Raw genomic sequence first — 23,865 nt, 5'->3', positions numbered from 1 at the left:
CCCCGCGCCTCCGACCGCCCGTCCTGCCCGGCCCCCTTCGCCCTTGCCCTCCGCGTCCCACGGAAGACCCACATGACCGCTGCCCGCGTGCCCGACACGCTCTGGTTCACCCGCTGCCCCGTGCCCACCGCCACCGGCATCGCCGCCGACCGAGGCTGGCTGGCCGAGGCCTTCGCCGCCGACGGCATCGCGGTGCGCTCCCTCCAGGACGCCGACCCCGGCGCCGACCGCGCCGCCCACTACACTCACGCCCTCCCCGGCCTCTTCCGCGAGGGCGGCAACGTGCCCGCCCTGTGGGCCCGTTCGCGCGGCGAACGCACCCGGCTGATCGGGCTGACCTGGATCGAGGAGCGCCAGGCGGTGCTGGTCGCCCCCGGTTCGCCGGTGCGCTCGGCCGTCGGCCTGCGCGGGCGACGGCTCGCGCTGCCCCGCCACCCGATCGCCATCGACTTCTGGCGGGCGATGGCCCTGCGCGGCTTCGAGGGCGCCCTCGCCTCCGCCGGGCTCGGCCTCGCGGACGCCGTCCTCGTCGACGTGGACGCCGAGGGCCATCACGGCCAGTGGGCCGCCGAACTCGCCGCCCTGCGGCGGGGCGAAGTGGACGCCGTGTACGTGAAGGGCGCCCTGGCCGTGGAGGCCGCCCGCCGCGCCGGAGCCGAGGTCGCCGTCGAGCTCGACGAACTGCCCGACCCCGCGCACCGCGTCAACAACGGCACCCCCCGCCCCCTCACCGTCCACCAGGACCTCCTGGACCGCGCCCCGGAGCTGGTGGACCGCTTCCTCGCCGTGCTGCTCCGCGCTGCCGACTGGGCGGCGGACCGGCCCGGGGAGGTGGCCCGCATCCTCGGCGCCGAGACCGGGGCCGGGCCCGAAGGGGTCGCCGGGGCCTACCGCGAGGGCACCCACCGCACCCTGCACCCCGACCTCTCCGCGACCCGGCTCGGCCTGCTCGCCCGGCAGGCCGAGGCCCTGCACGGCCACGGCTTCCTGCCCGAGCCCGTGGACGTCACGGGCTGGGCCGACCCTGAACCCCTGCGCCGCGCCGCCCTCCTGGCGGAGCGGGCCGAGCACGCCGGTCCGGCCGACCGGACGGCCCAGACGTCCCGTACGGCTCCCGGGTCCGTCCCCGCTCCGGCTCCCGGGTCGGTCCCCGCTCCGGCTTCCGGGTCGGTCCCCGCTCCGGCTTCCGGGTCGGTCCCCGCTCCGGCTTCCGGGTCCGTCCCCGCTCCGGCTTCCGGGTCCGTCCCCGCTCCGGCTCCCGGGTCCGTCCCCGCTCCGGCTCCCGGGTCGGTCCCCGCTCCGGCCTCCGAGTCCGTCCCGGCGTACGGACACCCCGCCCCCGCCCCCGTACCCTCCCCGCCCCGGCCGTGACCCCCGCGTCCCTCCGGCCCGCCGCCGGAGCCCCCGCCGCGCCCGCCGGGCCCGTTCCCCCCGCCTCGTCCGCCTCGTCCGCCTTGTCCGTCTCGTCCGCCCCTCCGTCCCCGCCCCGAAGGACCCCCGCCATGCGCCCGCGCCCGCCCCGTGTCCTCGCCGCCCTCGCGGCCCTCGTCGCCCTGCCGGTGCTCGCCGCGTGCTCCGGTGACCCCGCCGCCGACGCCGCCGGGAAGGGGACCATCACCATCCGCATCCCGGACCCCGGCAACTCCGGCGTCCTGGCCCGGGGCAAGAAGGACGGCAGCCTCGACAAGGCCCTCGCCAAGGTGCACGCCAAGGTCGCCTGGACCGGCAGCGCCGGGCCCTTCGCCCCGGCGGCGCAGGCCATGAACGCCGACCGGCTCGACATCGCCACCGGCTCCATCACCTCCGGCATCACCTCCCTCTCCCAGAGCCCCGGCTTCGCCTTCTTCACCGCGACCGACCCCGACCCCGTCGGCGAGGGCATCCTGGTCCGCGAGGGCTCCGGCATCGACTCGGTCGCCGACCTCGCCGGGCGGAAGGTCGCCGTCAACAAGGGCGGCACCGGCGAATACCTGCTGCTCAAGGCCCTCGCCAAGGCCGGGGTCCCGGCCGACCGGGTCGAGCGCGTCTACCTCCGGCCCGATCAGACCGCCGCCGTCCTCAACGCGGGCCAGGTCGACGCCTGGGCCGTCTGGTCCACCTACGCCGTCGCCGAGATCGGCACCGGCAAGGCCCGCTTCATCGCCGACGGCGCCGCCATCGGCTCCGACAACTACAGCCTCAACGCCGTCCGCAAGGGCTTCGCCGACGCCCACCCCGAGGTCGTGAAGGCGCTCTACGCCTATCTGCACACGAGGAGCGCCGACGAGCGCCGGGACCCGGCCGCCTATCTCAACGTCTTCACCGACGCGGGCCCCACCGCCGTCACCGGACGCGCCCGCGAGGTCCAGATCGGCTTCACCGCCAAGGCCGGCACCGTCGACCCCATCGGCCCCGAGGACGTCCGGCGCTTCCAGGAGGTCGCCCGCTTCTACGCCGAGCAGAAGGTCACCCCCGGCACCGTCGACATCGCCGCCCACCTCCTCGACGTCGAGAAGCTCTCGTGACCGCCGCCCCGGCGTCGCCGCCCGCCGCCCCGCCCCCGCTGGTCCGGCCCCGGCCCCCCGCGCGCCGCGCCCGCTCCCGTACGTACACCCTCGTCGTCCGCGCCCTCGGCCCGGTCGCCCTGCTCGCCCTGTGGTGGGCCGCCTCGGCGAGCGGCGCCCTCACCCCGGACGTGCTGGCCTCGCCCGCCCAGGTGCTGGACGCGGTGGGGGAGCTGTGGGGCAACGGGCAGCTGCCCGACGCGCTGGCCACCTCCCTCACCCGCTCCGGCATCGGCCTCGCCCTCGGGCTCGTGGCCGGACTCGCCCTCGGCGTGGTCACCGGCTTCACCCGGCTCGGCGACGAACTCCTCGACTCCTCCCTCCAGACCCTGCGGACCATCCCCTTCCTCTCCCTGGTCCCGCTCTTCATGGTCTGGTTCGGGATCAACGAGACCGCGAAGATCCTGCTCATCGCGGTCGCCACCACCTTCCCCATGTACGTCTCCACCGCCGGCGGCGTCCGCGCCACCGACCAGCGGCTCGTCGAGGCCATGCGCGCCTTCGGCCTCGGCCGGCTCGCCATCGTCCGGCAGGTCGTGCTGCCCGGCGCCCTGCCCTCGCTGCTCGCCGGGCTGCGGCTCGCGATGACCCTCAGTGTCATCGCGCTCATCGCCGCCGAGGAGATCAACGCCACCGAAGGGATCGGCTATCTGATGTCCCAGGCGCAGAGCTACGCCCGCACCGACATCCTCGCCGTCTGCATCCTCGTCTACGGGCTCCTCGGCCTCACCGCCGACGTCCTCGTGCGCGGCCTGGAACGGGTGCTGATGCCCTGGCGCACGGCCGGCCCGGGCGGCGGAGGTCCCCGATGAGCGACGCCGTACGCGTCCGGGGCCTGCGCCGCGTCTTCGGCGGCCGGGCCGTCCTGGACGGCCTCGAACTGAACATCGCCCGGGGCGAGTTCGTCGCCCTCCTCGGTGCCAGCGGCAGCGGGAAGACCACCCTGCTGCGCATCCTCGGCGCCCTCGACGGCGCCGACGGGGGAGAGGCCCTCGTCCCCGCCGCCCGCACGATCGTCTTCCAGGAGCCCCGGCTCATCCCCTCCAAGCGGGTCCTCGCCAACGTCACCATCGGCCTCCCGCGCGGCGCCCGGACCCGGGAGACCGGGCTGCGGGCGCTCGCCGAGGTCGGCCTGGACCGCCACGCCGACGCCTGGCCCGCCACCCTCTCCGGCGGCGAGGCACAGCGGGCCGCGCTCGCCCGCGCCCTGGTCCGCGAACCCGAACTCCTCCTGCTCGACGAGCCGTTCGCCGCTCTCGACGCGCTGACCCGGCTGCGGATGCAGGACCTGGTCGGCGAGTTGTGCCGGGTCCACCGGCCCGCCGTGCTGCTGGTCACCCACGACGTCGACGAGGCCGTCCGGCTCGCCGACCGGGTGGCCGTGCTGCGCGAGGGCCGGCTCGTCACCGACGAGCCCGTCACCGTCGCCCGGCCCCGCGACCCCGGCGACCCCGCCTTCACCGCCCTGCGCCGCCGCCTCCTCGCCGACCTCGGCGTCCCGGCCGCCGGCACCCCCGCCCCGGCCCCCGACCCCGCCGGCACCCCCGCCCCGGCCCCCGCCCTCCCCCCGCTCGAAACGGAGCTCTCCGCATGACCGTCACCATCGGCGTCCACAGCAGCAACCCCACCCTCTTCCACCTCTCCCGGCTCGGCTACGCCGAGGAGGAGCTGGCCGCCCTCGGCGAGACCGTGGCCTGGCACCCGTACACCGACGGGGTCCGCACCGGCGCCCATCTCGCCGCCGGCACCATCGACTTCGGCGGCACCGGCTCCACCCCGCCGGTCACCGCCCAGGCCGAGGGCCACGACATCGTCTACACCGCCGTCTCCGCGCCCCGCCCCGGCCACGGCGCCCTCCTCGTCGCCGCGGACGGGCCCGTGCGGACCGTCGCCGACCTGAAGGACGGCACCGTCCACCTCGCCGTCGGCTCCTGGCAGACCCACCTGGTGGCCAAGGCCTTGGACGACGCCGGCCTGTCCTACGCCACCGACATCACCGCCGTCCGCGCCGACGACACCAGCGAGGAGCTGCTGCGCTCCGGCGCGATCACCGCCTGGGTCGCGCAGGGCGACCGGCTCGCCGCGGCCCGCCGCACCGGCGGACTGCGGGTGCTGATCCCCACCGGCGACGTCATCTCCGACCGCTCGGTCTTCTTCACCCGCCGCGACCTGGCCGAGCGGCGCCCCGAACTGGTCGAGGCCCTCACGAGGGCGCTGCGCCGCGCCGACGCCTGGGCCGCCGCCCACCCGCGCGAGGCCGCCGAGGTCGCCGCCGCCGAGCTGGGCGGCTCGGCCGAGGACTGGGAGACCGCGCTGCGCGCCCTGCCCTGGGAGATCGAGGAGGTGTCGGCGGGGTTCCTCGCCGAGCAGCAGACCGCCGCCGACATCTTCCACCGCACCGGCTTCACCGGCCGCCCCGTCACCGTCGCCGACGCCCTGCCCCGAGAGGCCCGCCCCGCATGAGCACCACCACCACCAGCCCCTCCACCCTCACTGGCCTCACCGGCCCCGACGCCCCGCCCGAGGTCCTCTGGTACGTGATCCCGCGCGAGGGCGCCTACCCCTGGGAGCCCGCGGGCCGCCGCCCGGTCGACCTCGGCTACCTCCAGCACCTGGCGGCCTCCGTCGAGCGGCTCGGCTTCAGCGGCGCGCTGCTCGCCACCGACCTGCACGACGTGTGGCCGCTCGGCAGCGCGCTGGCCGCGGCCACCGGGCCCGGCTTCCGGCCGCTGCTCGCGGTCCACCCCGGGCTGATCTCGCCGACCCTGCTGGCCAAGATGGCGCTCACCTTCGACCACCTCTTCGGCGGGCGGCTGCGGTTCAACGTGGTCAACGGCTCGACCCGGGCGCTCCAGGAGTACGGGCTGCACGTGGAGCACGACGAGCGGTACGCGCTGAGCGCCGAGTACTGGTCGATCGTGAAGCGGCTGACCGCCGGCGAGGTCTTCGACCACAAGGGCCGCTTCTACGAGCTGAAGGACGCCGGCGCCTCGCTGCGCGACCTGCGGCCGGTGCAGACGCCGCACGTGCCGCTCTGGTTCGGCGGCTCCTCGGCGGCGGGTGTCGAGATGGCCGCCGAGCACGTCGACGTGTATCTGACCTGGGGCGAGCCGCCCGGCCCGCTGAAGGAGAAGCTGGACCACGTCCGGGCCCGGGCCGCCGCGTACGGCCGCACCCTGCGGATCGGGCTGCGGCTCCACGTGATCGTCCGGGACACGGAGGCGGAGGCGTGGGCGGCGGCCGACCGGCTGCTCGACGTGACCAGCGAGGCGACCTACGCCCGGCAGCTCGGCGAGCGCGCCGGCGAGGACGGGGTGGGCTGGCAGCGCCAGTTCCGGCAGCACGGCGGCCGGGTCCCGGCCCGGGCCCGCGAGCTGGAGACCCACCCCAACCTGTGGCCCGGCATGAGCCTGTTCCGGCCGGGCCCCGGCACCGCCCTGGTCGGCTCCACGGAGCAGGTCGTCGCCCGGCTGCGGGAGTACCGGGCGCTGGGCGTGGACACCTTCATCCTGTCCGGCAACCCGCTCCTGGAGGAGGCGTACCGGGTCGCCGAAACGGTCCTGCCCGCGCTCGGCGCGCCGCGTTGATCGGAGGCGGCGCGCCGCGTTGATCGGACGTTGATGGTGCGTTTAGGCCACCACGCGAGTCTCTTCCCATGCAGACCGACACGATGCCCTTCGCCCCGACGACCCTGGTGGGGGCGGACCTCTCCTGGCAGGAGGACGCCCTGTGCGCCCAGGCCGGACCGGAGTTCTTCTTCCCGGCCCCCGGGTCCTCGACCCGCGAGGCGAAGCAGCTGTGCGGGGCCTGTCCGGGCCGTGCGGCGTGCCTGGAGTACGCGCTGACGCACGACGAGCGCTTCGGCGTGTGGGGCGGGCTCTCGGAGAAGGAGCGGATCAACCTGAAGCGGCGCCGGGGCTGACCGCGCCCGGCGCCGTGCGGGGGAGGGCTCAGCCCGCGGCCCGCGCCGCCATCCGCGCCTTGCGCGCCGCGAGCCGCTCGTCGAACTTGGACGCCTCACCGTCCAGCCCGTTCATGTACAGCCCGAGCTCCTCCTGGGCCTTCAGCCCCTCCGGGCCGAGCCCGTCGATCTGGAGGACCTTGAGGAAGCGCAGCACCGGTTCGAGCACGTCGTCGTGGTGGATGCGCAGGTTGTAGATCTCGCCGATCGCCATCTGCGCGGCGGCCCGCTCGAAGCCGGGCATCCCGTGGCCGGGCATCCGGAAGCCGACGACGACGTCCCGCACCGCCTGCATGGTGAGGTCGGGGGCGAGCTCGAAGGCCGCGCCCAGCAGGTTGCGGTAGAAGACCATGTGCAGGTTCTCGTCGAGCGCGATGCGGGCCAGCATCCGGTCGCAGACGGGGTCGCCGGACTGGTGGCCGGTGTTGCGGTGCGAGATGCGGGTGGCGAGCTCCTGGAAGGCCACGTACGCCACCGAGTGCAGCATCGAGTGGCGGTTGTCGGACTCGAAGCCCTCGCTCATGTGCGCCATGCGGAAGCGCTCCAGCTCGTCCGGGTCCACCGCGCGCGAGGCCAGCAGGTAGTCCCGCATCACGATGCCGTGCCGGCCCTCCTCCGCGGTCCAGCGGTGCACCCAGGTGCCCCAGGCGCCGTCGCGGCCGAAGAGGCTGGCGATCTCGTGGTGGTAGCTGGGCAGGTTGTCCTCGGTGAGCAGGTTGACCACGAGGGCGATCCGGCCGATGTCGGTGACCTTGGACTGCGAGCGGTCCCAGGCCTCGCCGTCCTCGAAGAAGGCCGGGAAGTTGCGCGCGTCGGACCAGGGCACGTAGTCGTGCGGCATCCAGTCCTTGGTGACCTTCAGGTGCCGGTTGAGCTCCTTCTCGACGACCTCCTCCAGGGCGTACAGGAGCCGTGCGTCGGTCCACCCTGCGGAGCTGCCGAGGTGGGGAGAGGTGAGCGTCACGGGGACTCCTGGGGACGGAGAGGGGGCATACGGAACTACCTACGGACTCGTAGGTTACGAGACCGTAGGTTAAAGCCCTCATAAGGGGGTGGCCAAGCCCGTACCGGAGACGAGCCGTCACGTTCCGTCATGCCCGGGGGCCCGCGGCGGGCGGGACACCCAGGTCACGGGGGGTCGGGCCCGCCACGCGCGCCGGCACGGCTACTCAGAGCAGATGGTCGGCCGCACCCGCCTTCACGGCGGAGATGAGCGCCCGCAGCGCATCGACCGAGTCGCTGACGTACGCGTCGGGGGCCAGGGTCGAACCGATGTAGGCGCGGCCGGAGTCGTCGAGGCCGAACCGGAAGCAGTTGGCACCCTCGCTGCAGAACGCCTCGTTCCAGGCGATCTCCCGGGAGCCGGCTGTGTGGATGCTGTGGTTCATGGTGGGGGTCCTTCAGAGGTCCTGGGCGATCGCGCGGAGGAAGTCGCGGGAGGCGGGCCGGGGCAGGGCCAGCCCGCGGAGCCGCTCCAACAGGCCACGGTAGCGCCGCAGTTGCATGTCGGTGTCGAGAAGTGTGGAACCGTGGGAAGAGTCGAGCTGCACGGTGTCGAGCTGCGGCACCGGCGCGGACACGTAGCTGAACGACTGCCCCGCCCCGGGGAAACCCCCGGCGGTGAACGGGATGACGCGCACGGCGACGGTGTCCCGCTCCGAGCGCTCCAGGATGTACTCCAGCTGCGCCCGCGCGACCTTCGGGCCGCCGAACTGCATCCGCAGCGCGGCCTCGTGGATCACCGCCTCGTACCGCACCGGCCGGTCCCGGTCGAGCACCTCCTGGCGGCGCAGCCGCAGGTCCACCCGGGCCTCCAGATCGGGTCCGGGCAGCGGCGGGTCGGCGGTGTCGAAGACCGCCCGCGCGTGCTCCTCGGTCTGCAGCAGGCCGGGGATGTGCGTGGTGACGGCGGTGTGCAACTCCGAGGCGTGGAACTCCAGTTCGGCGATGTCGATGAGGGCGGGCGGCAGCAGCCCCCGGTGCTGCTCCCACCAGCCCCGGTCCCGCTCCTGCGCCATGGCGGCGAGCAGGTCGACCAGGTGGGTGTCCGGACAGCCGTAGTTGAAGGCGAGGGTGCGCACCCGCTCGGCGCTGATGCCGAAGCGGCCCGACTCGATGTGGGGGATGCGGGTGCGGTCGACCCCCAGGAGGGCGGCGGCCTGCTGGGCCGACATGCCCGACTGTTCGCGCAGTTTGCGCAGCTCGTGCCCGAGGCGCTGCTGGCGCGCGGTCGGTGTGCTCCTTGGTGGCACGGCCGTTCCTCCCCCTTCGGTTCCGGGCCGGGGTGTGGCGAGTTGGCCCGGTTTTGGTGCGTGTGCGTGTGTCTACCGACAAGTAGTAGCACTGTGCTCCGCTTGTGCGCTACGGTCGGTAGCGCAAGTCTCACACGGGGCAATCGTGTTCGACGTGTGAGCACCCCCACACGCACAGGAAATGTGAGCAAACCGATGAAGGGCGCACTGCGTTGCCTCCCGTCCGCGACCGCGGCGGGCCCCATACCTCCCGCGACGGAGAACCTCAGCTACTCGATGCTCCTCCCCGGGGGCGCCTACTGCGCCGGACTGGCCCGCGAGGCCGTCCGCCCCCTGGTCAAACGGCACGGCCTCGGCGAACTCTGCGAGACCGCCGTCCTCGCCGCCTCCGAGCTCGTCTCGGCCGCGTACCGCTTCACCCCGGACCGCGAGATGGTGCTGCGGGTCCGCTGGCAGTTCGACGCGCTGCGGATCGTTCTCTACGACCAGCACCCGGCCCATCCCGCGCCGGACGACGCCGAGGCATGCCGCGACCGCCGCAGCCGCAGCATGTGGCTGCTGGCCGCGGCGGTCGAGGCGCACGGCGGCGACTGGGGCCTCGCCCCGGTCCTCACCCCCGGCGGTGGCACCAAGTCCTGGGCGTTACTCCACCGTTAGGACCTTCGCCACCCCCTCCCGCACGGCCTCGGCCGTCGTCGGCCGCAGCTCCCCGTCGAGCTCCAGCCAGCGGGTGATCCCCAGCGCCTCCAGGAACGGCACGTCGTGGCTGGCCACGACCAGCGCCCCCTCGTACGCGTCGAGCGCCGCCGCCAGACCCCCCACCGACGCCATGTCCAGGTTGTTCGTCGGCTCGTCGAGCAGCAGGAGCTGCGGCGCCGGCTCGGCGAGCAGCAGCGCCGCCAGCGTCGCGCGGAAGCGCTCGCCGCCCGACAGCGTGCCCACCTCCCGGTCGGCCTTGGCGCCCCGGAACAGGAACCGGGCCAGCCGGGCCCGGATCGCGTTCGGCGTCGCGCCGGGCGCGAGGCGCGCCACGTTCTCCACCACGCTCAGCCCGTCGTCCAGCACATCGAGCCGCTGCGGAAGGAAGCGCAGCGGGACCCGCGCCACCGCCTCGCCCGCGACCGGATCGAGCTCGCCCGCGAGCGTCCGCAGCAGCGTCGTCTTCCCGGCCCCGTTCCGGCCGACCAGCGCGACCCGCTCCGGACCCCGCAGCTCGAACTCCCCGGCGACCCGTGCCCCGTACCGCAGCTCCAGGCCCCGCAGCAGCAGCACCTCCCGGCCCGGCGGCACCGCGGTGTACGGCAGCTCGATCCGGATCTCGTCGTCGTCCCGGACCGCCTCGACCGCCGCGTCGAGCCGGGTGCGCGCCTCGGCGAGCCGCTCCGCGTGCAGCCGGCGGTGCTTGCCCGCCGACACCTCGGCCTGGCCCTTGCGGGTGTTGGCCACGACCTTCGGCACCGCCTTGTTCTCGGCGCTCTTCTGCGCGTACCGCCGCCGCCGCGCCAACTTGCCGTGCGCCTCGGACAGTTCCCGCTTCTGGCGCTGCACGTCAGCCTCGGCGACCCGCACCATCCGCTCGGCCGCCTCCTGCTCGGCGGCGAGCGCCGCCCGGTAGTCGGACCAGGCGCCGCCGTACCAGCGGACCTCCCCGTCGCGCAGGTCGGCGATCTGGTCCACCCGCTCCAGGAGCTCGCGGTCGTGGCTGACCACGAGCAGCACCCCGGGCCAGGCATCCACGGCCTCGTACAGCCTGCGGCGGGCGTACAGGTCCAGGTTGTTCGTCGGCTCGTCGAGCAGCAGCACGTCCGGCCGGGCGAGCAGCAGCGCCGCCAGCCGCAGCAGCACCGACTCGCCGCCGGAGACCTCGCCGACCGTGCGGTCGAGCCCGAGGTGCCCGAGACCCAGCCGGTCCAGCACGGCGCGGGCCCGCTCCTCGACGTCCCAGTCGTCGCCGACGGCCGCGAAGTGCGCCTCCGCCGTGTCGCCCGCCTCGATGGCGTGCAGCGCCGCCCGGGCGCGGTCGATGCCGAGCGCCCGGTCCACCCGCAGCCCGGTGTCCAGGACCAGGTCCTGCGGCAGGTGGCCGACCCGACCGGCCACCCGGACGGTGCCGGCGGACGGGGCGAGCTCCCCGGCGACCAGCTTGAGCAGGGTCGACTTCCCGGAGCCGTTCAGCCCGACCAGACCGGTCCGGCCGGGGCCGACGGCGAGCCGGAAGTCGTCCAGGACCCGGGTCCCGTCGGGCCAGGAGAAGGAGAGGGACGAGCAGGTGACGAAGGTGGGGTGTGACGCCATGAGGACTCCCGGTGGCAGATGCGAGCAGGGGACTGCGCGGGAGACACCGGGGCGCGGGCGGGAAGCACGGAGCGAAGCGGAGCATCGCTCGTACGCCGAGGTCGAGGACGGCACACGCGGCGGCGGGGCGGCACGCGCGGCACGGTGTCTCGGAACCTCAGACGTACAACGGCCTACTCCGATCGGGCGGTGGCGGAGACGATCGAACGATCGCTCAGGACGCTACGGGCCGGACACGGAGGGCGGCAAACGATTTACGGGCGCCGTCCCGGCCGCCGGTTCACGGGCGCTCCCCCAGCAGCCGTCCGAGGTCCCCGTCCCAGTCGAGGTGCTCGCGCTCGCGGCCGTTCGGCACCAGCAGCTGGGAGGCCCGCAGGAAGCGGCGCAGCTCGGAGGTGCGGACGTGCACCATGGCCACCCCCTCGGGGGCGTGGAACTCCACCACGGTCCGGTCGTAGCCGTACGGGCGCAGCCGCACGTCGCCCAGGCCCGCCGGCCCCTCGACGCCCTGCGCGAGCAGCTCGCGGGCGAAGGCCCAGGAGACCTCCACACCTTCCAGCGTCGCGGGCGGCGGGAACGCCATGCGCACCGCGAACGGGTCCTCGCGGTCGTAGCGCAGCGTGGCGGAGACGGTCTCCATCCGTGGGACGGACGCGACCAGTCGGGCCTGCACGGCCTGCTCGATGACGGTGGACACGGCCAGCCTCCTGGTGCGCGGCTACGTTTCTCGTGGTCTCCCCGGACACCAGAAGAGACGAACCGCGGGCCGGAATCGTGCACTGCGGGGGTACGTGAGCTGTGTCACCGCCCCGCCGCGACCGGGCCGCGACCGGGCGCCGGACCGGATTCGGACCGGATTCGGACCGCGACCGGGTGCCGGTCCGTCAGGGCGTCTCGGCGGGCTCCCAGGGGCCTTCCGCGCAGGGCCCGGAGTGGTCGCAGTACGGCTGGTTCGCCGAGGCGCCGCAGCCGCACAGCACCGCCCGGGTCTCGCTCCGGGCGCCGCCGCCCGCCTCGCCCAGCAGCAGGTCGCCGCGGACCAGGAGCCGCCCGTCCGGCAGCCGCCGCACCGTCGTCGGGACGTCCCCGGTCTCGGCGGGGCCGGCGGCGACGCGGTACTGGAGCGCCCCCGAGGGGCACCGCCGGATGACCTCGGCGACCTCGTCCGGGGCGGCCCCGTCGGGATGGATCCAGGGGCGCCGGGACAGGTCGAAGACGCCCGGCGCGCCCTTGACGCACTCGGCGGCGTGCAGGCAGCGGCGCGGCTCGTACGTGACGGTGACGCCCGCGCCGTCGTACTCCTTGATCCGGGGCGCTTCCTCGGCCGTGGGTTCGGTCATGGGGCCAGCCTAGGAAGGCCCGGCCGGGCACGCACCCTGGACGGGATCTTCGGGGTGGGCTAGCTTCCGGCGCCATGACTCTCATGGGGAAGAAGAGACGGACGACGGCGCTGGGACTCGTGGGGGCGGCCCTCGCCGTGGCCCTGGCGGTCCCGGCCCAGGCGGCCCCCGCCGCCCCGGCCGACGCCGCACCGGGGCACGGCTCCGGCGGCTGGCAGCTCACCCGTACCGGCACCGAAGCCCGCTTCCGGGGCCTGGCGGCGGTGAGCCGCTCGGTCGCCTGGGCGGCCGGCTCCAAGGGCACGGTGCTGCGCACCACCGACGGCGGCGCGAGCTGGCGAGACGTCTCGCCGCCGGGGGCGGGGGAGCTGGAGTTCCGCGACGTGGAGGCCTTCGACGCCCGCCGGGCCGTCGTCCTCGCGATCGGCGAGGGCGAGGCGTCCCGGGTGCTGCGCACCGAGGACGGCGGCGCGACCTGGACCGAGTCCTTCCGCAACACCGACCCGCGGGCCTTCTACGACTGCGTGACCTTCTTCGACCGGCACAACGGCCTCGCGATGAGCGACCCGGTCGACGGGAAGTACCGCCTGTTGGCCACCCGCGACGGCGGCCGGTCCTGGCGGGTGCTGCCCAGCGCGGGGATGCCGGCCGCGCTGCCCGGCGAGGCCGGGTTCGCGGCGAGCGGGCAGTGCCTGGTCTCCGCCGGGCCCCGGGACGTCTGGCTCGCCACCGGCGGCGGCGCCACCGGGCGGGTCCTGCACTCCTCGGACCGCGGCCTGACCTGGACCGCCACGGAGACCACGATCCCGGCCGGGGAGGGCGCCAAGGGCGTCTTCGGCCTCGCCTTCCGCGACCGCGCGCACGGCATCGCCGTCGGCGGCGACTACCGCAAGGACCAGCCCTCGCCCCTGGCCGCCGCCGTCACCGGCGACGGGGGCCGCCGCTGGACGGCCGCCGCCACCCCGCCGCCCGCCTACCGCTCGGGCGTCGCCTGGCTCCCGCACACCCGGAGCGCCGCGCTGGCCGTCGGCCCCACCGGCACCGACCTCAGCACCGACGGGGGCCGCACCTGGCGCACGGTGGACACCGGCTCGTACGACACCGTCGACTGCGCCGCCGACGGCGGCTGCTGGGCCTCGGGCGAGCAGGGCCGGATCGCCCGCCTGGCGCGGTAGCGCCCGCCGGGAGCTACGCGGGCGGCTGCTCGCGGAACTCCGCCAGACCGGCGACCGTCTTCGTCGCGTAGAACTCGGTGATCCGGTACGCGCAGACGCCGCCGACGCTGAACGGGTCGGCCGCCGCGATCTCCTCGATCCGCGCGCGGTCGGTCCCGGCGGCCAGGATCACGCCGCCGTCGCGGGGGTTCTTGCGCCCGGAGGCGAGGAACACCCCGGCGGCGTACTGGGCGTCCAGCCACTCGACGTGGGCGTCGAGGAGCTCGTCGACCCGCTCGACCGGGGCGGTGTAGGAGAGTTCAAGTACGAACATGCGCGCCAGGCTACGCGCCCGTCCCCGCCCGCCCGACCGTAGGGTGCCCAGTCATGACGATCATCGAGATTCCCGAGGGCTGGCCCGCCGACGAGGCCTCGGCCCGGGCCGCGCAGGAGGCGCTGCGCGGACGCCTGGTGACCGCCGAGGACGGCCCCGAGCCCGGGACGGGCCACGTCACCGGCGTCGACGTCGCCTACGACGACGAGCGGGACCTGGTCGCCGCCGCGGCGGTGGTCCTGGACGGGCGCACCCTGGAGGTGGTGGCCGAGGCCACCGCCGTCGGGCGGGTCTCCTTCCCCTATGTGCCGGGGCTGCTCGCCTTCCGCGAGGTGCCGACCGTGCTGGCCGCGCTCGGCCGGCTCGGCGCCGACCCCGGGCTGCTGGTCTGCGACGGCTACGGGCTGGCCCACCCGCGCCGCTTCGGCCTCGCCAGCCACCTCGGGGTGCTCACCGGACTGCCGTCGATCGGGGTCGCCAAGAACCCCTTCACCTTCACCTACGAGCAGCCCGGCACCGCCCGGGGCGCCGCCACCGACCTGGTCGCCGAGGGCGAGACCGTCGGCCGCGCGCTGCGCACCCGCGCCGGGGTGAAGCCGGTCTTCGTCTCCGCCGGCCACCGCGTCTCGCTGACGAACGCCTGCGCCCACACCCTCCGCCTCACCCCGCGCTACCGGCTGCCCGAGACCACCCGGCACGCGGACGCCCTGTGCCGGCGGGCCCTCGCCCACGCGCTCGCGGCGGAATGAGCCCGAGGACCGGGTGACACCGGGGGCGCCTGAGTACGCGTACGGATAGCGGGGCGCCGGAGCGGGCGGCACAGTGTGGGGCATGACAAGCCCCGGTGCGATCGGCACCCTGCAGTGCGTGGTCCTCGACTGTCCCGACGTGATGGAACTCGCCGCGTTCTATCAGGCGCTGCTCGGCGGCGAGATCAACCGCCCCGACCCCCAGTGGGCCGTCGGAGACGCCTGGGCCACCCTCCACGGCGCCGGCGGCGCGCCCGTGCTCGCCTTCCAGGGCGTGGCCGACCACCGGCCGCCGGTCTGGGGCGCGCCCGAGCAGCAGTTCCACCTCGACGTACGGGTCACGGACCTGGACGCCGCCCACGAGGCGGTGCTCGCGCTGGGCGCCTGGCGGCTCGACGCGGGCGCCGGGGACGACGCGGGCGACGCCGACGACGGGGGCGGCGAGGGCTCGGGCGGCGGCGACCGGGGCTGGCGGATCTACGCCGACCCGGCCGGCCACCCGTTCTGCCTCGTGCGGCACTGACGGTGCGGCACTGACCGTGCGGCACTGACCCGGCGGGCGGCCGGGCCCGGTCAGCCCGAGTGGGCCACCCGGAAGCGCAGCCCCGCCGCGCGCAGCCGGGCGAGCAGCGCGTCGCCCATCGCGACCGCCGTGGTGACCTGGCCGGCGGTCTTCGGCAGCTCGTCGTGGGCGAGGCAGAGCGCCGCCTCGGCCAGCATCTTCGCGGTCTCGTCGTAGCCCGGGTCGCCGCCCGACACCTCGGTGAACACGCGCCGCCCGCCGCCCTCGCCGACGAAGCGCACGGAGAACCAGCTCCGTGCCCGCCGGTCCGCGTCGGGACCCCGTCCCGGCTCATAACGGTCCATCAGCCAGTCGCGCACGAAGGGGAGTTGGGCGGCCAGCACGCCCGCGCCCAGCGCCGCCGAGCCGCCCAGCGCCACCGGCAGCGTCCGCACCGAGGCGTAGTGGCGGTAGCGGAAGTCCGGCCCGTACCGCTCCAGGGCCGCCGCCGAGCGCGTCACCACCCGGGGGTCGAGGGTCGGCAGCGGCAGCGCCCAGGTGCCGGTCTCCCGGCTGAACCGAGGCGCGCCCAGCGGCGCGTGGGCCCGCCGGGTCACCAGCCGGGGCTCGTGCAGCCGCCGTTCACGGGCGGCGGCCAGGATGTGCCGGCCGCGCCCGAAGGCGGTCAGCGCCGAGGCGAAGGTGCCGCCCGAGAAGACCGCGCCGACCCGCACGAAGCCGTCGATCCGCAGCGGCACCCCCTCCGGGAGCTGCCGCACCGTGTAGTAGACGCCCAGGTCGTGCGGGACGGAGTCGAAGCCGCAGGCGTGCACCAGGCGCGCCCCGGTCTCCCGGGCGCGGGCGTCGTGCCGCACGTACATCCGGTCGACGAACTCCGCCTCGCCGGTCAGGTCCAGATAGTCGGTCCCGGCCTCCGCGCAGGCCGCCACCAGGCCCTCGCCGTACCAGACGTAGGGGCCGACGGTGCTCGCCACCACCCGGGCGGATCCGGCCAGTTCGCGCAGCGCGTCCGGGTCCCCGGAGTCGGCGACCAGCAGCGGCAGCCCGGCGCAGCGGGGCCAGCGCTCCGCGAGCCGGTCGCGCAGGGCGGCGAGCCGGGCCCGGCTGCGGCCGGCGAGCGCCCAGCGGCAGCCGGCCGGGGCGTGCTCGGCCAGGTACTCGGCGGTGAGCCCGCCCACGAACCCGGTCGCCCCGAAGAGGACCACGTCGTACGGCCGTCCGGCCGCCCCTGTCTCCATCCCAGCCCAGCCCCTCGGTCCACGCCCCGCGCCGTCCCCCGGCGCGGATGTCGTCGGCGGACTCTAGCGGAAGTCGCGGCGGGCGCAATTTCCAAGCGCTTGCTCGGCTCGGGGGCTTGTGCCGAGTGGAACACGTTCCTAGCATCTCCGGTGTTACATCATCACTGTCACACACCCTTGGGGGCCCGATGTCCACACCGCGTCCCACCCCGGGCGGACCGCTCGCCGGCGTCCGGGTCGTCGAGCTCGCGGGCATCGGCCCCGGCCCCTTCGCGGCCATGCTCCTGGCCGACCTCGGCGCCGACGTCGTCCGCGTCGACCGGCCCGGCGGCCCCGGACTCGGCATCGACCCCGCCTACGACCTCACCCACCGCAACAAGCGCTCCGTCCTCGTGGACCTCAAGGCCGAGGGCGGCCCGGACACCGTGCTCGACCTGGTGGCCCGCGCCGACGTGCTGATCGAGGGCTACCGGCCCGGCGTCGCCGAGCGCCTCGGCGTCGGCCCCGAAGCCTGCCTGGCCCGCAACCCCCGGCTCGTCTACGGCCGGATGACCGGCTGGGGGCAGAGCGGACCGCTCGCCCACACCGCGGGCCACGACATCTCCTACCTCGCCGTCACCGGCACCCTCGGCATGATCGGTCCCGACCCGGACGGCCCGCCGACGGTCCCGGCCAATCTGCTCGGCGACTACGCGGGCGGCTCCCTCTACCTCGTCGTCGGCGTCCTCGCCGCCCTCCGGCACGCCCGGGAGCACGGCGAGGGCCAGGTCGTGGACGCCGCCATCGTCGACGGCGCCGCCCACCTCGCGATGATGATCCACGGGATGCTCGCCGCCGGCGGCTGGCAGGACCGGCGCGGTGTCAACCTGCTCGACGGCGGCTGCCCCTTCTACGGCACCTACGCCACCTCCGACGGCGGCCACATGGCGGTCGGCGCCCTGGAGCAGCGCTTCTACGAGGAGTTCGGCCGGCTGCTGGGCCTCGGCGCGGCCGCCGAGGCCCGAAACGACCCCGCCCGCTGGCCCGAGCTGCGCGAGGCCGTCGCCGCCCGCTTCCGCACCCGCACCCGGGCCGAGTGGACCGCCGTCTTCGACGGCACCGACGCCTGCGTGGCCCCGGTGCTGTCGCTGCGCGAGGCGCCCGGCCATCCCCACCTCGCCGCCCGCGCCACCTTCGTCGAGCACGACGGCCTGGTCCAGCCGGCCCCCGCACCCCGCTTCTCCGCCACCCCCGGCTCGGTCCGCACGGGCCCCGCCCGGACCGGTGCCGACACCGACGAGGTCGCCCGCGACTGGGCCGTACCCGCGCTGACCGGCGCCACCCCGCCCCCCGACGCCGACGACACCGCCGCCAAGGAGCCCTCCGCATGAAGCGCCAGCTCTACACCGACGACCACGAGGCCTTCCGCGAGACCGTCCGTGCCTTCCTCGCCAAGGAGGTGCTGCCGCACTACGACCGGTGGGAGAAGGACGGCGTCGTCTCCCGCGAGGCATGGCGGGCCGCCGGCCGGCAGGGACTGCTCGGCCTCGCCGTCGACGAGGAGTACGGGGGCGGCGGCGAGCCGGACTTCCGCTACAGCGTCGTGCTCGCCGAGGAGTTCACCCGGGCCGGCACCCCCGGTCTCGCCATCGGGCTGCACAACGACATCATCGGCCCCTACCTCACCTCGCTCGCCACCGAGGAGCAGAAGCGGCGCTGGCTGCCCGGCTTCTGCGACGGCGGGCTGATCACCGCCATCGCCATGACCGAACCCGGCGCGGGCTCCGACCTCCAGGCCATCCGCACCACCGCCGAGGACCACGGCGACCACTGGATCCTCAACGGCTCCAAGACCTTCATCTCCAACGGCATCCTCGCCGACCTGGTCGTCGTCGTCGCGAAGACCACCCCCGAGGGCGGCGCCCACGGACTCTCCCTGCTCGTCGTCGAACGCGGCGCCGAGGGCTTCGAGCGCGGCCGCAACCTCGACAAGATCGGCCAGAAGGCCCAGGACACCGCCGAACTCTTCTTCACCGACGTCCGCGTCCCCAAGGAGAACCTGCTCGGCGAGCTGAACGGCGCCTTCCTCCACCTGATGACCAACCTCGCCCAGGAGCGGCTCGCCATCGCCGTCGCCGCCATCGCGGGCGCCGAACACCTCCTGGAGCTCACCACCGCGTACGTCAAGGAGCGCGAGGCCTTCGGGCGCCCGCTCGCCAAGCTCCAGCACGTCCGCTTCGAGATCGCCGAGATCGCCACCGAGTGCGCCGTCACCCGCACCTTCATCGACCGCTGCGTCGAGGAGCACACGGCCCCCGGCGGCCCCGGACTCGACGCCGTGCACGCCTCCATGGCCAAGTGGTGGGCCACCGAGCTCCAGAAGCGGGTCGCCGACCGCTGCCTGCAACTGCACGGCGGATACGGCTACATGAGCGAATTCCCGGTGGCCAGGGCCTTCACGGACGGCCGCATCCAGACCATCTACGGCGGGACGACCGAGATCATGAAGGAGATCATCGGCCGTTCCCTGCTCGCCTGACCCTCATGCGAAAGGCAACATCGTGACCACCGAAGCGTACGTCTACGACGCTATCCGCACCCCGCGCGGCCGAGGCAAGGCCAACGGCAGCCTGCACGGCACCAAGCCGATCGACCTCGTCGTCGGCCTCATCCACGAGCTCCGCTCCCGCTTCCCCGGCCTCGACCCGGCCGCCGTCGACGACATCGTCCTCGGCGTCGTCGGCCCGGTCGGCGACCAGGGCTCCGACATCGCCCGGATCGCCGCCATCGCCGCCGGACTCCCCGACACCGTCGCCGGTGTCCAGGAGAACCGCTTCTGCGCCTCCGGTCTCGAAGCCGTCAACATGGCCGCGATGAAGGTCCGCTCCGGCTGGGAGGACCTCGTCCTGGCCGGTGGCGTCGAGTCCATGTCCCGGGTGCCGATGGCCTCCGACGGCGGCGCCTGGTTCGCCGACCCGATGACCAACCTCGCCACCAACTTCGTCCCCCAGGGCATCGGCGCCGACCTCATCGCCACCATCGAGGGCTTCAGCCGCCGCGACGTCGACGAGTACGCCGCCCTCTCCCAGGAGCGCGCCGCCGCCGCCATCAAGGACGGGCGCTTCGACCGCTCCGTCGTCCCCGTCAGGGACCGGGCCGGGCTCACCGTCCTCGACCACGACGAGTTCCCGCGCCCCGGCACCACCGCCGACTCCCTCGCCCGCCTCAAGCCCTCCTTCGCCGACATCGGCGAGCTCGGCGGCTTCGACGCGGTCGCGCTGCAGAAGTACCACTGGATCGAGGAGATCGACCACGTCCACCACGCGGGCAACTCCTCCGGCATCGTCGACGGCGCCTCCCTCGTCGCCATCGGCTCCAAGGAGGTCGGCGAGCGCTACGGGCTGACGCCCCGCGCCCGGATCGTCGCCGCCGCCGTCTCCGGCTCCGAGCCGACCATCATGCTCACCGGACCCGCCCCCGCCACCCGCAAGGCGCTCGCCAAGGCCGGTCTGACCATCGACGACATCGACCTGATCGAGATCAACGAGGCCTTCGCCGCCGTCGTCCTGCGCTTCGTCAAGGACATGGGCGTCTCCCTCGACAAGGTCAACGTCAACGGCGGCGCCATCGCGCTCGGCCACCCGCTCGGCGCCACCGGCGCCATGATCCTGGGCAGCCTCGTCGACGAGCTGGAGCGCCAGGACAAGCGCTACGGCCTCGCCACCCTGTGCGTCGGCGGCGGCATGGGCATCGCCACCATCGTCGAGCGCGTCTGACCGCCCGGTCCGAACCCCCTTACGGAGAAGCAGCAGCCATGAGCGAGAGCACCACCATCCGCTGGGAGCGGGACGAGACCGGTGTCGTCACCCTCGTCCTCGACGACCCGAACCAGTCCGCCAACACCATGAACCAGGCCTTCCGGACCTCCATCGCGGCGATCGCCGACCGCGCGGAGGCCGAGAAGGACTCGATCCGGGGCTTCGTCTACACCTCCGCGAAGAAGACCTTCTTCGCGGGCGGCGACCTCAAGGACATGATCAAGGCCGGCCCGGGGGACGCCCGGGCGATCTTCGAGGCGGGCCTGGAGATGAAGCGCGCCCTGCGCCGCATCGAGACCCTCGGCAAGCCGGTCGTCGCCGCCATCAACGGCGCCGCGCTCGGCGGCGGCTACGAGATCGCCCTCGCCTCCCACCACCGGATCGCCCTCGACGCCCCCGGCTCCAAGATCGGCCTGCCCGAGGTGACCCTGGGCCTGCTGCCCGGCGGAGGCGGCGTCGCCCGCACCGTACGCCTCATGGGCATCACGGACGCGCTGCTCAAGGTGCTGCTCCAGGGCACCCAGTACAACCCGAAGCGCGCGCTCGACAACGGCCTGGTGCACGAGCTGGCCGCCACCCCCGAGGAACTGCTGGCCAAGGCCCGCGCCTTCATCGACGCCCACCCCGAGTCGCACCAGCCCTGGGACGTGCCCGGCTACAAGATCCCCGGCGGCACCCCGTCCAACCCGCGCTTCGCCGCCAACCTGCCGGCCTTCCCGGCCAACCTGCGCAAGCAGCTCAACGGCGCTCCCTACCCGGCCCCCCGCAACATCATGGCGGCGGCCGTCGAGGGCTCCCAGGTCGACTTCGACACCGCGCTGACCATCGAGAGCCGGTACTTCACCGAGCTGGTCACCGGCCAGACCGCGAAGAACATGATCCAGGCGTTCTTCTTCGACCTCCAGGCCGTCAACTCCGGCGCCAACCGCCCCCAGGGCGTCGCCCCGCGCGCGGTCCGCAAGGTCGCCGTCCTCGGCGCGGGCATGATGGGCGCCGGCATCGCGTACTCCTGCGCCCGCGCGGGCATCGAGGTGGTCCTCAAGGACGTCTCCGCGGAATCCGCCGCCAAGGGCAAGGCGTACTCCGAGAAGCTCTGCGCCAAGGCGGTGGCCAAGGGCCGCACCACGCGGGAGAAGGCGGACGCCCTCCTCGCCCTCATCACCCCCACCGGCGACACCGCCGACCTGGCGGGCTGCGACGCCGTCATCGAGGCGGTCTTCGAGGACACCGCGCTCAAGCACAAGGTCTTCCAGGAGATCCAGCACGTGGTGGCGCCCGACGCCCTGCTCTGCTCCAACACCTCCACGCTCCCCATCACCGACCTCGCGGAAGGCGTGGAGCGCCGCGCGGACTTCATCGGCCTGCACTTCTTCTCGCCGGTGGACAAGATGCCGCTGGTCGAGATCATCAAGGGCGAGAAGACCGGCGACGAGGCCCTGGCCCGCGCCTTCGACCTCGTCCGCCAGATCAACAAGACCCCGATCGTCGTCAACGACTCGCGCGGCTTCTTCACCTCCCGCGTCATCGGCCACTTCATCAACGAGGGCGTCGCCATGATCGGCGAAGGCGCCGAGCCCGCCTCCGTCGAGCAGGCGGCGGCCCAGGCGGGCTACCCGGCGAAGGTCCTCTCCCTCATGGACGAACTGACCCTCACCCTGCCCCGCAAGATCCGCAACGAGACCCGGAAGGCCGTCGAGGAGGCGGGCGGCACCTGGACCTCGCACCCCGGCGAGCTCGTCATCGACCGCATGGTCGACGAGTTCGGCCGCACCGGCCGCAGCGGCGGCGCGGGCTTCTACGACTACGCGGAGGACGGAAGGCGCGGAAAGCTCTGGCCGGGCCTGCGCGAGCACTTCACCAAGCCCGACGTGGCCATCCCCTTCAAGGACATGCAGGAGCGGATGCTCTTCGCGGAGGCCCTGGACACCGTCCGCCTCGTCGAGGAGGGCGTCCTGACCTCGGTCGCCGACGCCAACATCGGCTCCATCCTGGGCATCGGCTTCCCGGCGTGGACCGGTGGCGTGCTCCAGTACATCAACGGTTACGAGGGCGGCGTCGCCGGATTCGTCGCCCGCGCGCGCGAACTCGCCACCACCTACGGCGAGCGCTTCACCCCGCCGGCCCTCCTGACCGAGAAGGCCGAACGGGGCGAGGTCTTCACGGACCGGGCGTCCTGAACGCCGTCCTCAGCTCCTCGCTCAGCGAGCGCTGAAACGCCGTGACGAGGGCCTGGATCACCATCGGCTGCATGTCCGCCGAGAGCGACCGCATCGCGCTCAGGTGATCCGGGTCCTCCCCGCTCTCCCGGTACGGGTTCCACACCTGCTCCCGGAACAGCCGGGCCAGCTCCTGCGCGGCCTCCCGCGCGTGCTCCAGCAGCACGGTCCGGGAGGCCAGGATCGTCTCGTGCCCGATCGGCACGTCGAGCAGCTCCACCCCGAGCCGCAGCAGCGACCCGTCGAGCCGGAACACGTCCGGCCCCGACCCGTCCGCCAGCACCCCCATGGCGGCCAGCCGCTCGACGTCCCGCTCCCCGAGCACCCGCCCGGCCCGCCGCTCCAGCTCCCGCCGGCTGATCTCCTCGGCGGACTCCGGCGCCCAGGCGGCGACGAGCGCCCGGTGCACGGCGAGATCCCGCGCGCTGAGATCTGCGGGCAGCTGCTCCAGATACCGCTCGATCGCCGCGAGCGTCATCCCCTGCCGCCGCAGCTCCTCGATCAGCGCGAGCCGCGACAGATGCCCGGCCCCGTACCACCCGACCCGCCGCGCCCCGATCACCGGCGGCGGCAACAGCCCGCGCGTCCCGTAGAACCGCACGGTCCGCACGGTCACCCCGGCCCGCGCGGCCAACTCGTCGACGGTGTAGACGGCCTCGCCCGACCCGTCCCCCCGGCCCTCACCGCTCGGCTGCTCCATGGTTCAACAGTATTGCTGTCTCACCAGCTCTGTAAAAGGCGCGGCATGTCCTCAGCGGCCGTGCCGGACCCGGCGGGCGAGGCCGAGGACGACCGGGGCGGCGAGCCAGCACAGGTAGGCGGTGGTGCCGGCCAGGAAGGCGACCGGGATCGAGAGCGCGAACACCGCCGCCAGGCAGAGGCTGCGGACCAGGGTCGCGTCGAAGGCGCCGGGCGGGGTGTCCGGGGCGTAGAGGCGGGCGCGCCGGATCTCGCGGACGGTCAGGGCGAAGGCCACCGACGCCAGGACCTGGACCAGCGCGTACAGGCTGAAGCGGGGCGCGAAGGCGCTGTCGGTCGTGATCACCCGGGTCGCGAAGGGCATCAGGACCTGCATGAAGAGCCAGGCCAGGGTGAGGGTGACCAGGCGGTTGTCCAGGGCTCGGACGGAGCGGAAGACCTCGTGGTGGGCCCGCCAGTGGGCGGAGATCACCACGAAGCTGATGCCGAAGGCCAGGTAGTCCTTGCCGTGGTCCCCGACCGAGTCGAGCATCGCGCGGGTGGTGTCGCCCGAGGGGACGGGGAGGTCCAGCGCGAGGAGGGTCAGCGCGATCGCGACCGCCGCGTCGACGAACGCGGTCAGCCGGTCGACGGCGCGCGCTTCCGTCGCGCCGGGGGTGTGGGTCGTCATGGCGGGGAACAACTCCCTGTCGCTCGGGCGCCGCGGGCGCGGAGAACCCGCGGCCAGGACGATCATGACGCGTCGGAGGGCGATGTCAGTGGCG

24 protein-coding genes and 1 pseudogene are annotated in these 23,865 nt (G+C 74.4%); 15 read left to right on the top strand and 10 right to left on the bottom strand.

Translation table 11 applies throughout. The features are described 5' to 3' along the window. Window positions 1–72: 72 nt before the first annotated feature. The 7 genes and pseudogenes from ACZ6J5_RS11705 to ACZ6J5_RS11675 all read left to right on the top strand — a co-directional run. Window positions 73–1,053 (top strand): annotated as a pseudogene (locus ACZ6J5_RS11705) (ABC transporter substrate-binding protein); the annotation flags it as partial. 449 nt (window positions 1,054–1,502) lie between these two features. Beyond that, window positions 1,503–2,504, top strand: a complete 1,002-nt coding sequence (locus ACZ6J5_RS11700) for an NrtA/SsuA/CpmA family ABC transporter substrate-binding protein (protein ID WP_469390263.1) — start codon at window positions 1,503–1,505, stop codon at window positions 2,502–2,504. Beyond that, on the top strand, window positions 2,501–3,355 hold the full coding sequence (locus ACZ6J5_RS11695; protein WP_469390261.1) for an ABC transporter permease: 855 nt from the start codon (window positions 2,501–2,503) through the stop codon (window positions 3,353–3,355). The genes ACZ6J5_RS11700 and ACZ6J5_RS11695 overlap by 4 nt, the downstream gene beginning before the upstream one ends. Next, complete coding sequence (locus ACZ6J5_RS11690; RefSeq protein WP_469390259.1) at window positions 3,352–4,137, top strand: ABC transporter ATP-binding protein; 786 nt, start codon at window positions 3,352–3,354, stop codon at window positions 4,135–4,137. Before ACZ6J5_RS11695 ends, ACZ6J5_RS11690 begins: the two co-directional genes overlap by 4 nt. Continuing rightward, complete coding sequence (locus ACZ6J5_RS11685; protein ID WP_469390257.1) at window positions 4,134–5,006, top strand: ABC transporter substrate-binding protein; 873 nt, start codon at window positions 4,134–4,136, stop codon at window positions 5,004–5,006. The genes ACZ6J5_RS11690 and ACZ6J5_RS11685 overlap by 4 nt, the downstream gene beginning before the upstream one ends. Further along, window positions 5,003–6,130 carry an LLM class flavin-dependent oxidoreductase gene (locus ACZ6J5_RS11680; RefSeq protein WP_469390255.1) on the top strand — a complete coding sequence of 376 codons (1,128 nt, stop codon included), beginning with the start codon at window positions 5,003–5,005 and terminating at the stop codon, window positions 6,128–6,130. Before ACZ6J5_RS11685 ends, ACZ6J5_RS11680 begins: the two co-directional genes overlap by 4 nt. Window positions 6,131–6,198: 68 nt before the next feature. After that, window positions 6,199–6,465, top strand: a complete 267-nt coding sequence (locus ACZ6J5_RS11675; protein ID WP_469390253.1) for a WhiB family transcriptional regulator — start codon at window positions 6,199–6,201, stop codon at window positions 6,463–6,465. 28 nt (window positions 6,466–6,493) lie between these two features. Here the strand turns inward: ACZ6J5_RS11675 and ACZ6J5_RS11670 are convergent, their stop codons facing one another. The 3 genes from ACZ6J5_RS11670 to ACZ6J5_RS11660 form a co-directional block, all read right to left on the bottom strand. After that, complete coding sequence (locus tag ACZ6J5_RS11670) at window positions 6,494–7,468, bottom strand: acyl-ACP desaturase (protein WP_469390251.1); 975 nt, start codon at window positions 7,466–7,468, stop codon at window positions 6,494–6,496. A 205-nt stretch (window positions 7,469–7,673) separates the two neighbouring features. After that, window positions 7,674–7,892, bottom strand: a complete 219-nt coding sequence (locus tag ACZ6J5_RS11665; RefSeq protein WP_469390248.1) for a hypothetical protein — start codon at window positions 7,890–7,892, stop codon at window positions 7,674–7,676. A gap of 12 nt (window positions 7,893–7,904) precedes the next feature. Continuing rightward, window positions 7,905–8,756, bottom strand: coding sequence for a helix-turn-helix domain-containing protein (locus tag ACZ6J5_RS11660; RefSeq protein WP_469390246.1), 852 nt, complete (start codon window positions 8,754–8,756; stop codon window positions 7,905–7,907). A gap of 183 nt (window positions 8,757–8,939) precedes the next feature. Between ACZ6J5_RS11660 and ACZ6J5_RS11655 the strand changes: the two genes are divergently transcribed. Continuing rightward, window positions 8,940–9,413 carry an ATP-binding protein gene (locus tag ACZ6J5_RS11655; protein ID WP_469390244.1) on the top strand — a complete coding sequence of 158 codons (474 nt, stop codon included), beginning with the start codon at window positions 8,940–8,942 and terminating at the stop codon, window positions 9,411–9,413. Here ACZ6J5_RS11655 and ACZ6J5_RS11650 read toward each other — a convergent pair. The 3 genes from ACZ6J5_RS11650 to ACZ6J5_RS11640 form a co-directional block, all read right to left on the bottom strand. Beyond that, window positions 9,399–11,051, bottom strand: coding sequence for an ABC-F family ATP-binding cassette domain-containing protein (locus ACZ6J5_RS11650; protein WP_469390242.1), 1,653 nt, complete (start codon window positions 11,049–11,051; stop codon window positions 9,399–9,401). The two genes, ACZ6J5_RS11655 and ACZ6J5_RS11650, sit on opposite strands and share 15 nt — an antisense overlap. A 280-nt stretch (window positions 11,052–11,331) precedes the next feature. Then, window positions 11,332–11,748, bottom strand: a complete 417-nt coding sequence (gene ssgD, locus ACZ6J5_RS11645) for a spore wall synthesis regulator SsgD (protein WP_469390240.1) — start codon at window positions 11,746–11,748, stop codon at window positions 11,332–11,334. A gap of 187 nt (window positions 11,749–11,935) precedes the next feature. Next, window positions 11,936–12,391: a (4Fe-4S)-binding protein gene (locus tag ACZ6J5_RS11640; RefSeq protein ID WP_469390238.1), complete on the bottom strand. Its 456-nt coding sequence runs from the start codon at window positions 12,389–12,391 to the stop codon at window positions 11,936–11,938. Window positions 12,392–12,474: 83 nt separating this feature from the next. On the opposite strand from ACZ6J5_RS11640, the gene ACZ6J5_RS11635 reads away from it, so the two are divergent. Beyond that, window positions 12,475–13,566 carry a WD40/YVTN/BNR-like repeat-containing protein gene (locus ACZ6J5_RS11635; protein ID WP_469390236.1) on the top strand — a complete coding sequence of 364 codons (1,092 nt, stop codon included), beginning with the start codon at window positions 12,475–12,477 and terminating at the stop codon, window positions 13,564–13,566. Between the two features lie 13 nt (window positions 13,567–13,579). Here the strand turns inward: ACZ6J5_RS11635 and ACZ6J5_RS11630 are convergent, their stop codons facing one another. Then, on the bottom strand, window positions 13,580–13,879 hold the full coding sequence (locus ACZ6J5_RS11630; protein ID WP_469390234.1) for a YciI family protein: 300 nt from the start codon (window positions 13,877–13,879) through the stop codon (window positions 13,580–13,582). A gap of 53 nt (window positions 13,880–13,932) precedes the next feature. Between ACZ6J5_RS11630 and ACZ6J5_RS11625 the strand changes: the two genes are divergently transcribed. Both ACZ6J5_RS11625 and ACZ6J5_RS11620 read left to right on the top strand, forming a co-directional pair. Further along, complete coding sequence (locus ACZ6J5_RS11625; RefSeq protein ID WP_469390232.1) at window positions 13,933–14,628, top strand: endonuclease V; 696 nt, start codon at window positions 13,933–13,935, stop codon at window positions 14,626–14,628. A gap of 82 nt (window positions 14,629–14,710) precedes the next feature. Beyond that, window positions 14,711–15,151 (top strand): VOC family protein, encoded by a 441-nt coding sequence (locus tag ACZ6J5_RS11620; RefSeq protein WP_469390230.1) that lies wholly within the window; start codon window positions 14,711–14,713, stop codon window positions 15,149–15,151. A gap of 50 nt (window positions 15,152–15,201) precedes the next feature. Here ACZ6J5_RS11620 and ACZ6J5_RS11615 read toward each other — a convergent pair whose 3' ends face one another. Further along, window positions 15,202–16,389, bottom strand: a complete 1,188-nt coding sequence (locus tag ACZ6J5_RS11615; RefSeq protein ID WP_469390228.1) for a saccharopine dehydrogenase family protein — start codon at window positions 16,387–16,389, stop codon at window positions 15,202–15,204. 188 nt (window positions 16,390–16,577) lie between these two features. Between ACZ6J5_RS11615 and ACZ6J5_RS11610 the strand changes: the two genes are divergently transcribed. The 4 genes from ACZ6J5_RS11610 to ACZ6J5_RS11595 are packed head-to-tail and all read left to right on the top strand — an operon-like array spanning window position 16,578 to window position 22,363. Beyond that, window positions 16,578–17,759: a CaiB/BaiF CoA transferase family protein gene (locus ACZ6J5_RS11610; protein WP_469390226.1), complete on the top strand. Its 1,182-nt coding sequence runs from the start codon at window positions 16,578–16,580 to the stop codon at window positions 17,757–17,759. After that, a complete protein-coding gene (locus ACZ6J5_RS11605) occupies window positions 17,756–18,907 on the top strand; it encodes an acyl-CoA dehydrogenase family protein (RefSeq protein WP_469390224.1) in 1,152 nt (383 codons plus the stop codon). The genes ACZ6J5_RS11610 and ACZ6J5_RS11605 overlap by 4 nt, the downstream gene beginning before the upstream one ends. Before the next feature lie 22 nt (window positions 18,908–18,929). Beyond that, on the top strand, window positions 18,930–20,144 hold the full coding sequence (locus ACZ6J5_RS11600) for an acetyl-CoA C-acetyltransferase (RefSeq protein ID WP_469390222.1): 1,215 nt from the start codon (window positions 18,930–18,932) through the stop codon (window positions 20,142–20,144). A gap of 38 nt (window positions 20,145–20,182) precedes the next feature. Further along, entirely contained in the window at window positions 20,183–22,363 is a 2,181-nt protein-coding gene (locus tag ACZ6J5_RS11595) for a 3-hydroxyacyl-CoA dehydrogenase NAD-binding domain-containing protein (protein ID WP_469390221.1), read from the top strand. Here the strand turns inward: ACZ6J5_RS11595 and ACZ6J5_RS11590 are convergent. Continuing rightward, on the bottom strand, window positions 22,344–23,102 hold the full coding sequence (locus ACZ6J5_RS11590; RefSeq protein WP_469390219.1) for a MerR family transcriptional regulator: 759 nt from the start codon (window positions 23,100–23,102) through the stop codon (window positions 22,344–22,346). The two genes, ACZ6J5_RS11595 and ACZ6J5_RS11590, sit on opposite strands and share 20 nt — an antisense overlap. Before the next feature lie 51 nt (window positions 23,103–23,153). Next, window positions 23,154–23,771, bottom strand: coding sequence for a TMEM175 family protein (locus ACZ6J5_RS11585; protein ID WP_469390218.1), 618 nt, complete (start codon window positions 23,769–23,771; stop codon window positions 23,154–23,156). Window positions 23,772–23,865: the final 94 nt, after the last annotated feature.

The sequence above is a fragment of the Streptomyces sp. NPDC042100 genome, assembly GCF_055582325.1.
This window is presented reverse-complemented; position numbering and strand designations above follow the sequence as displayed.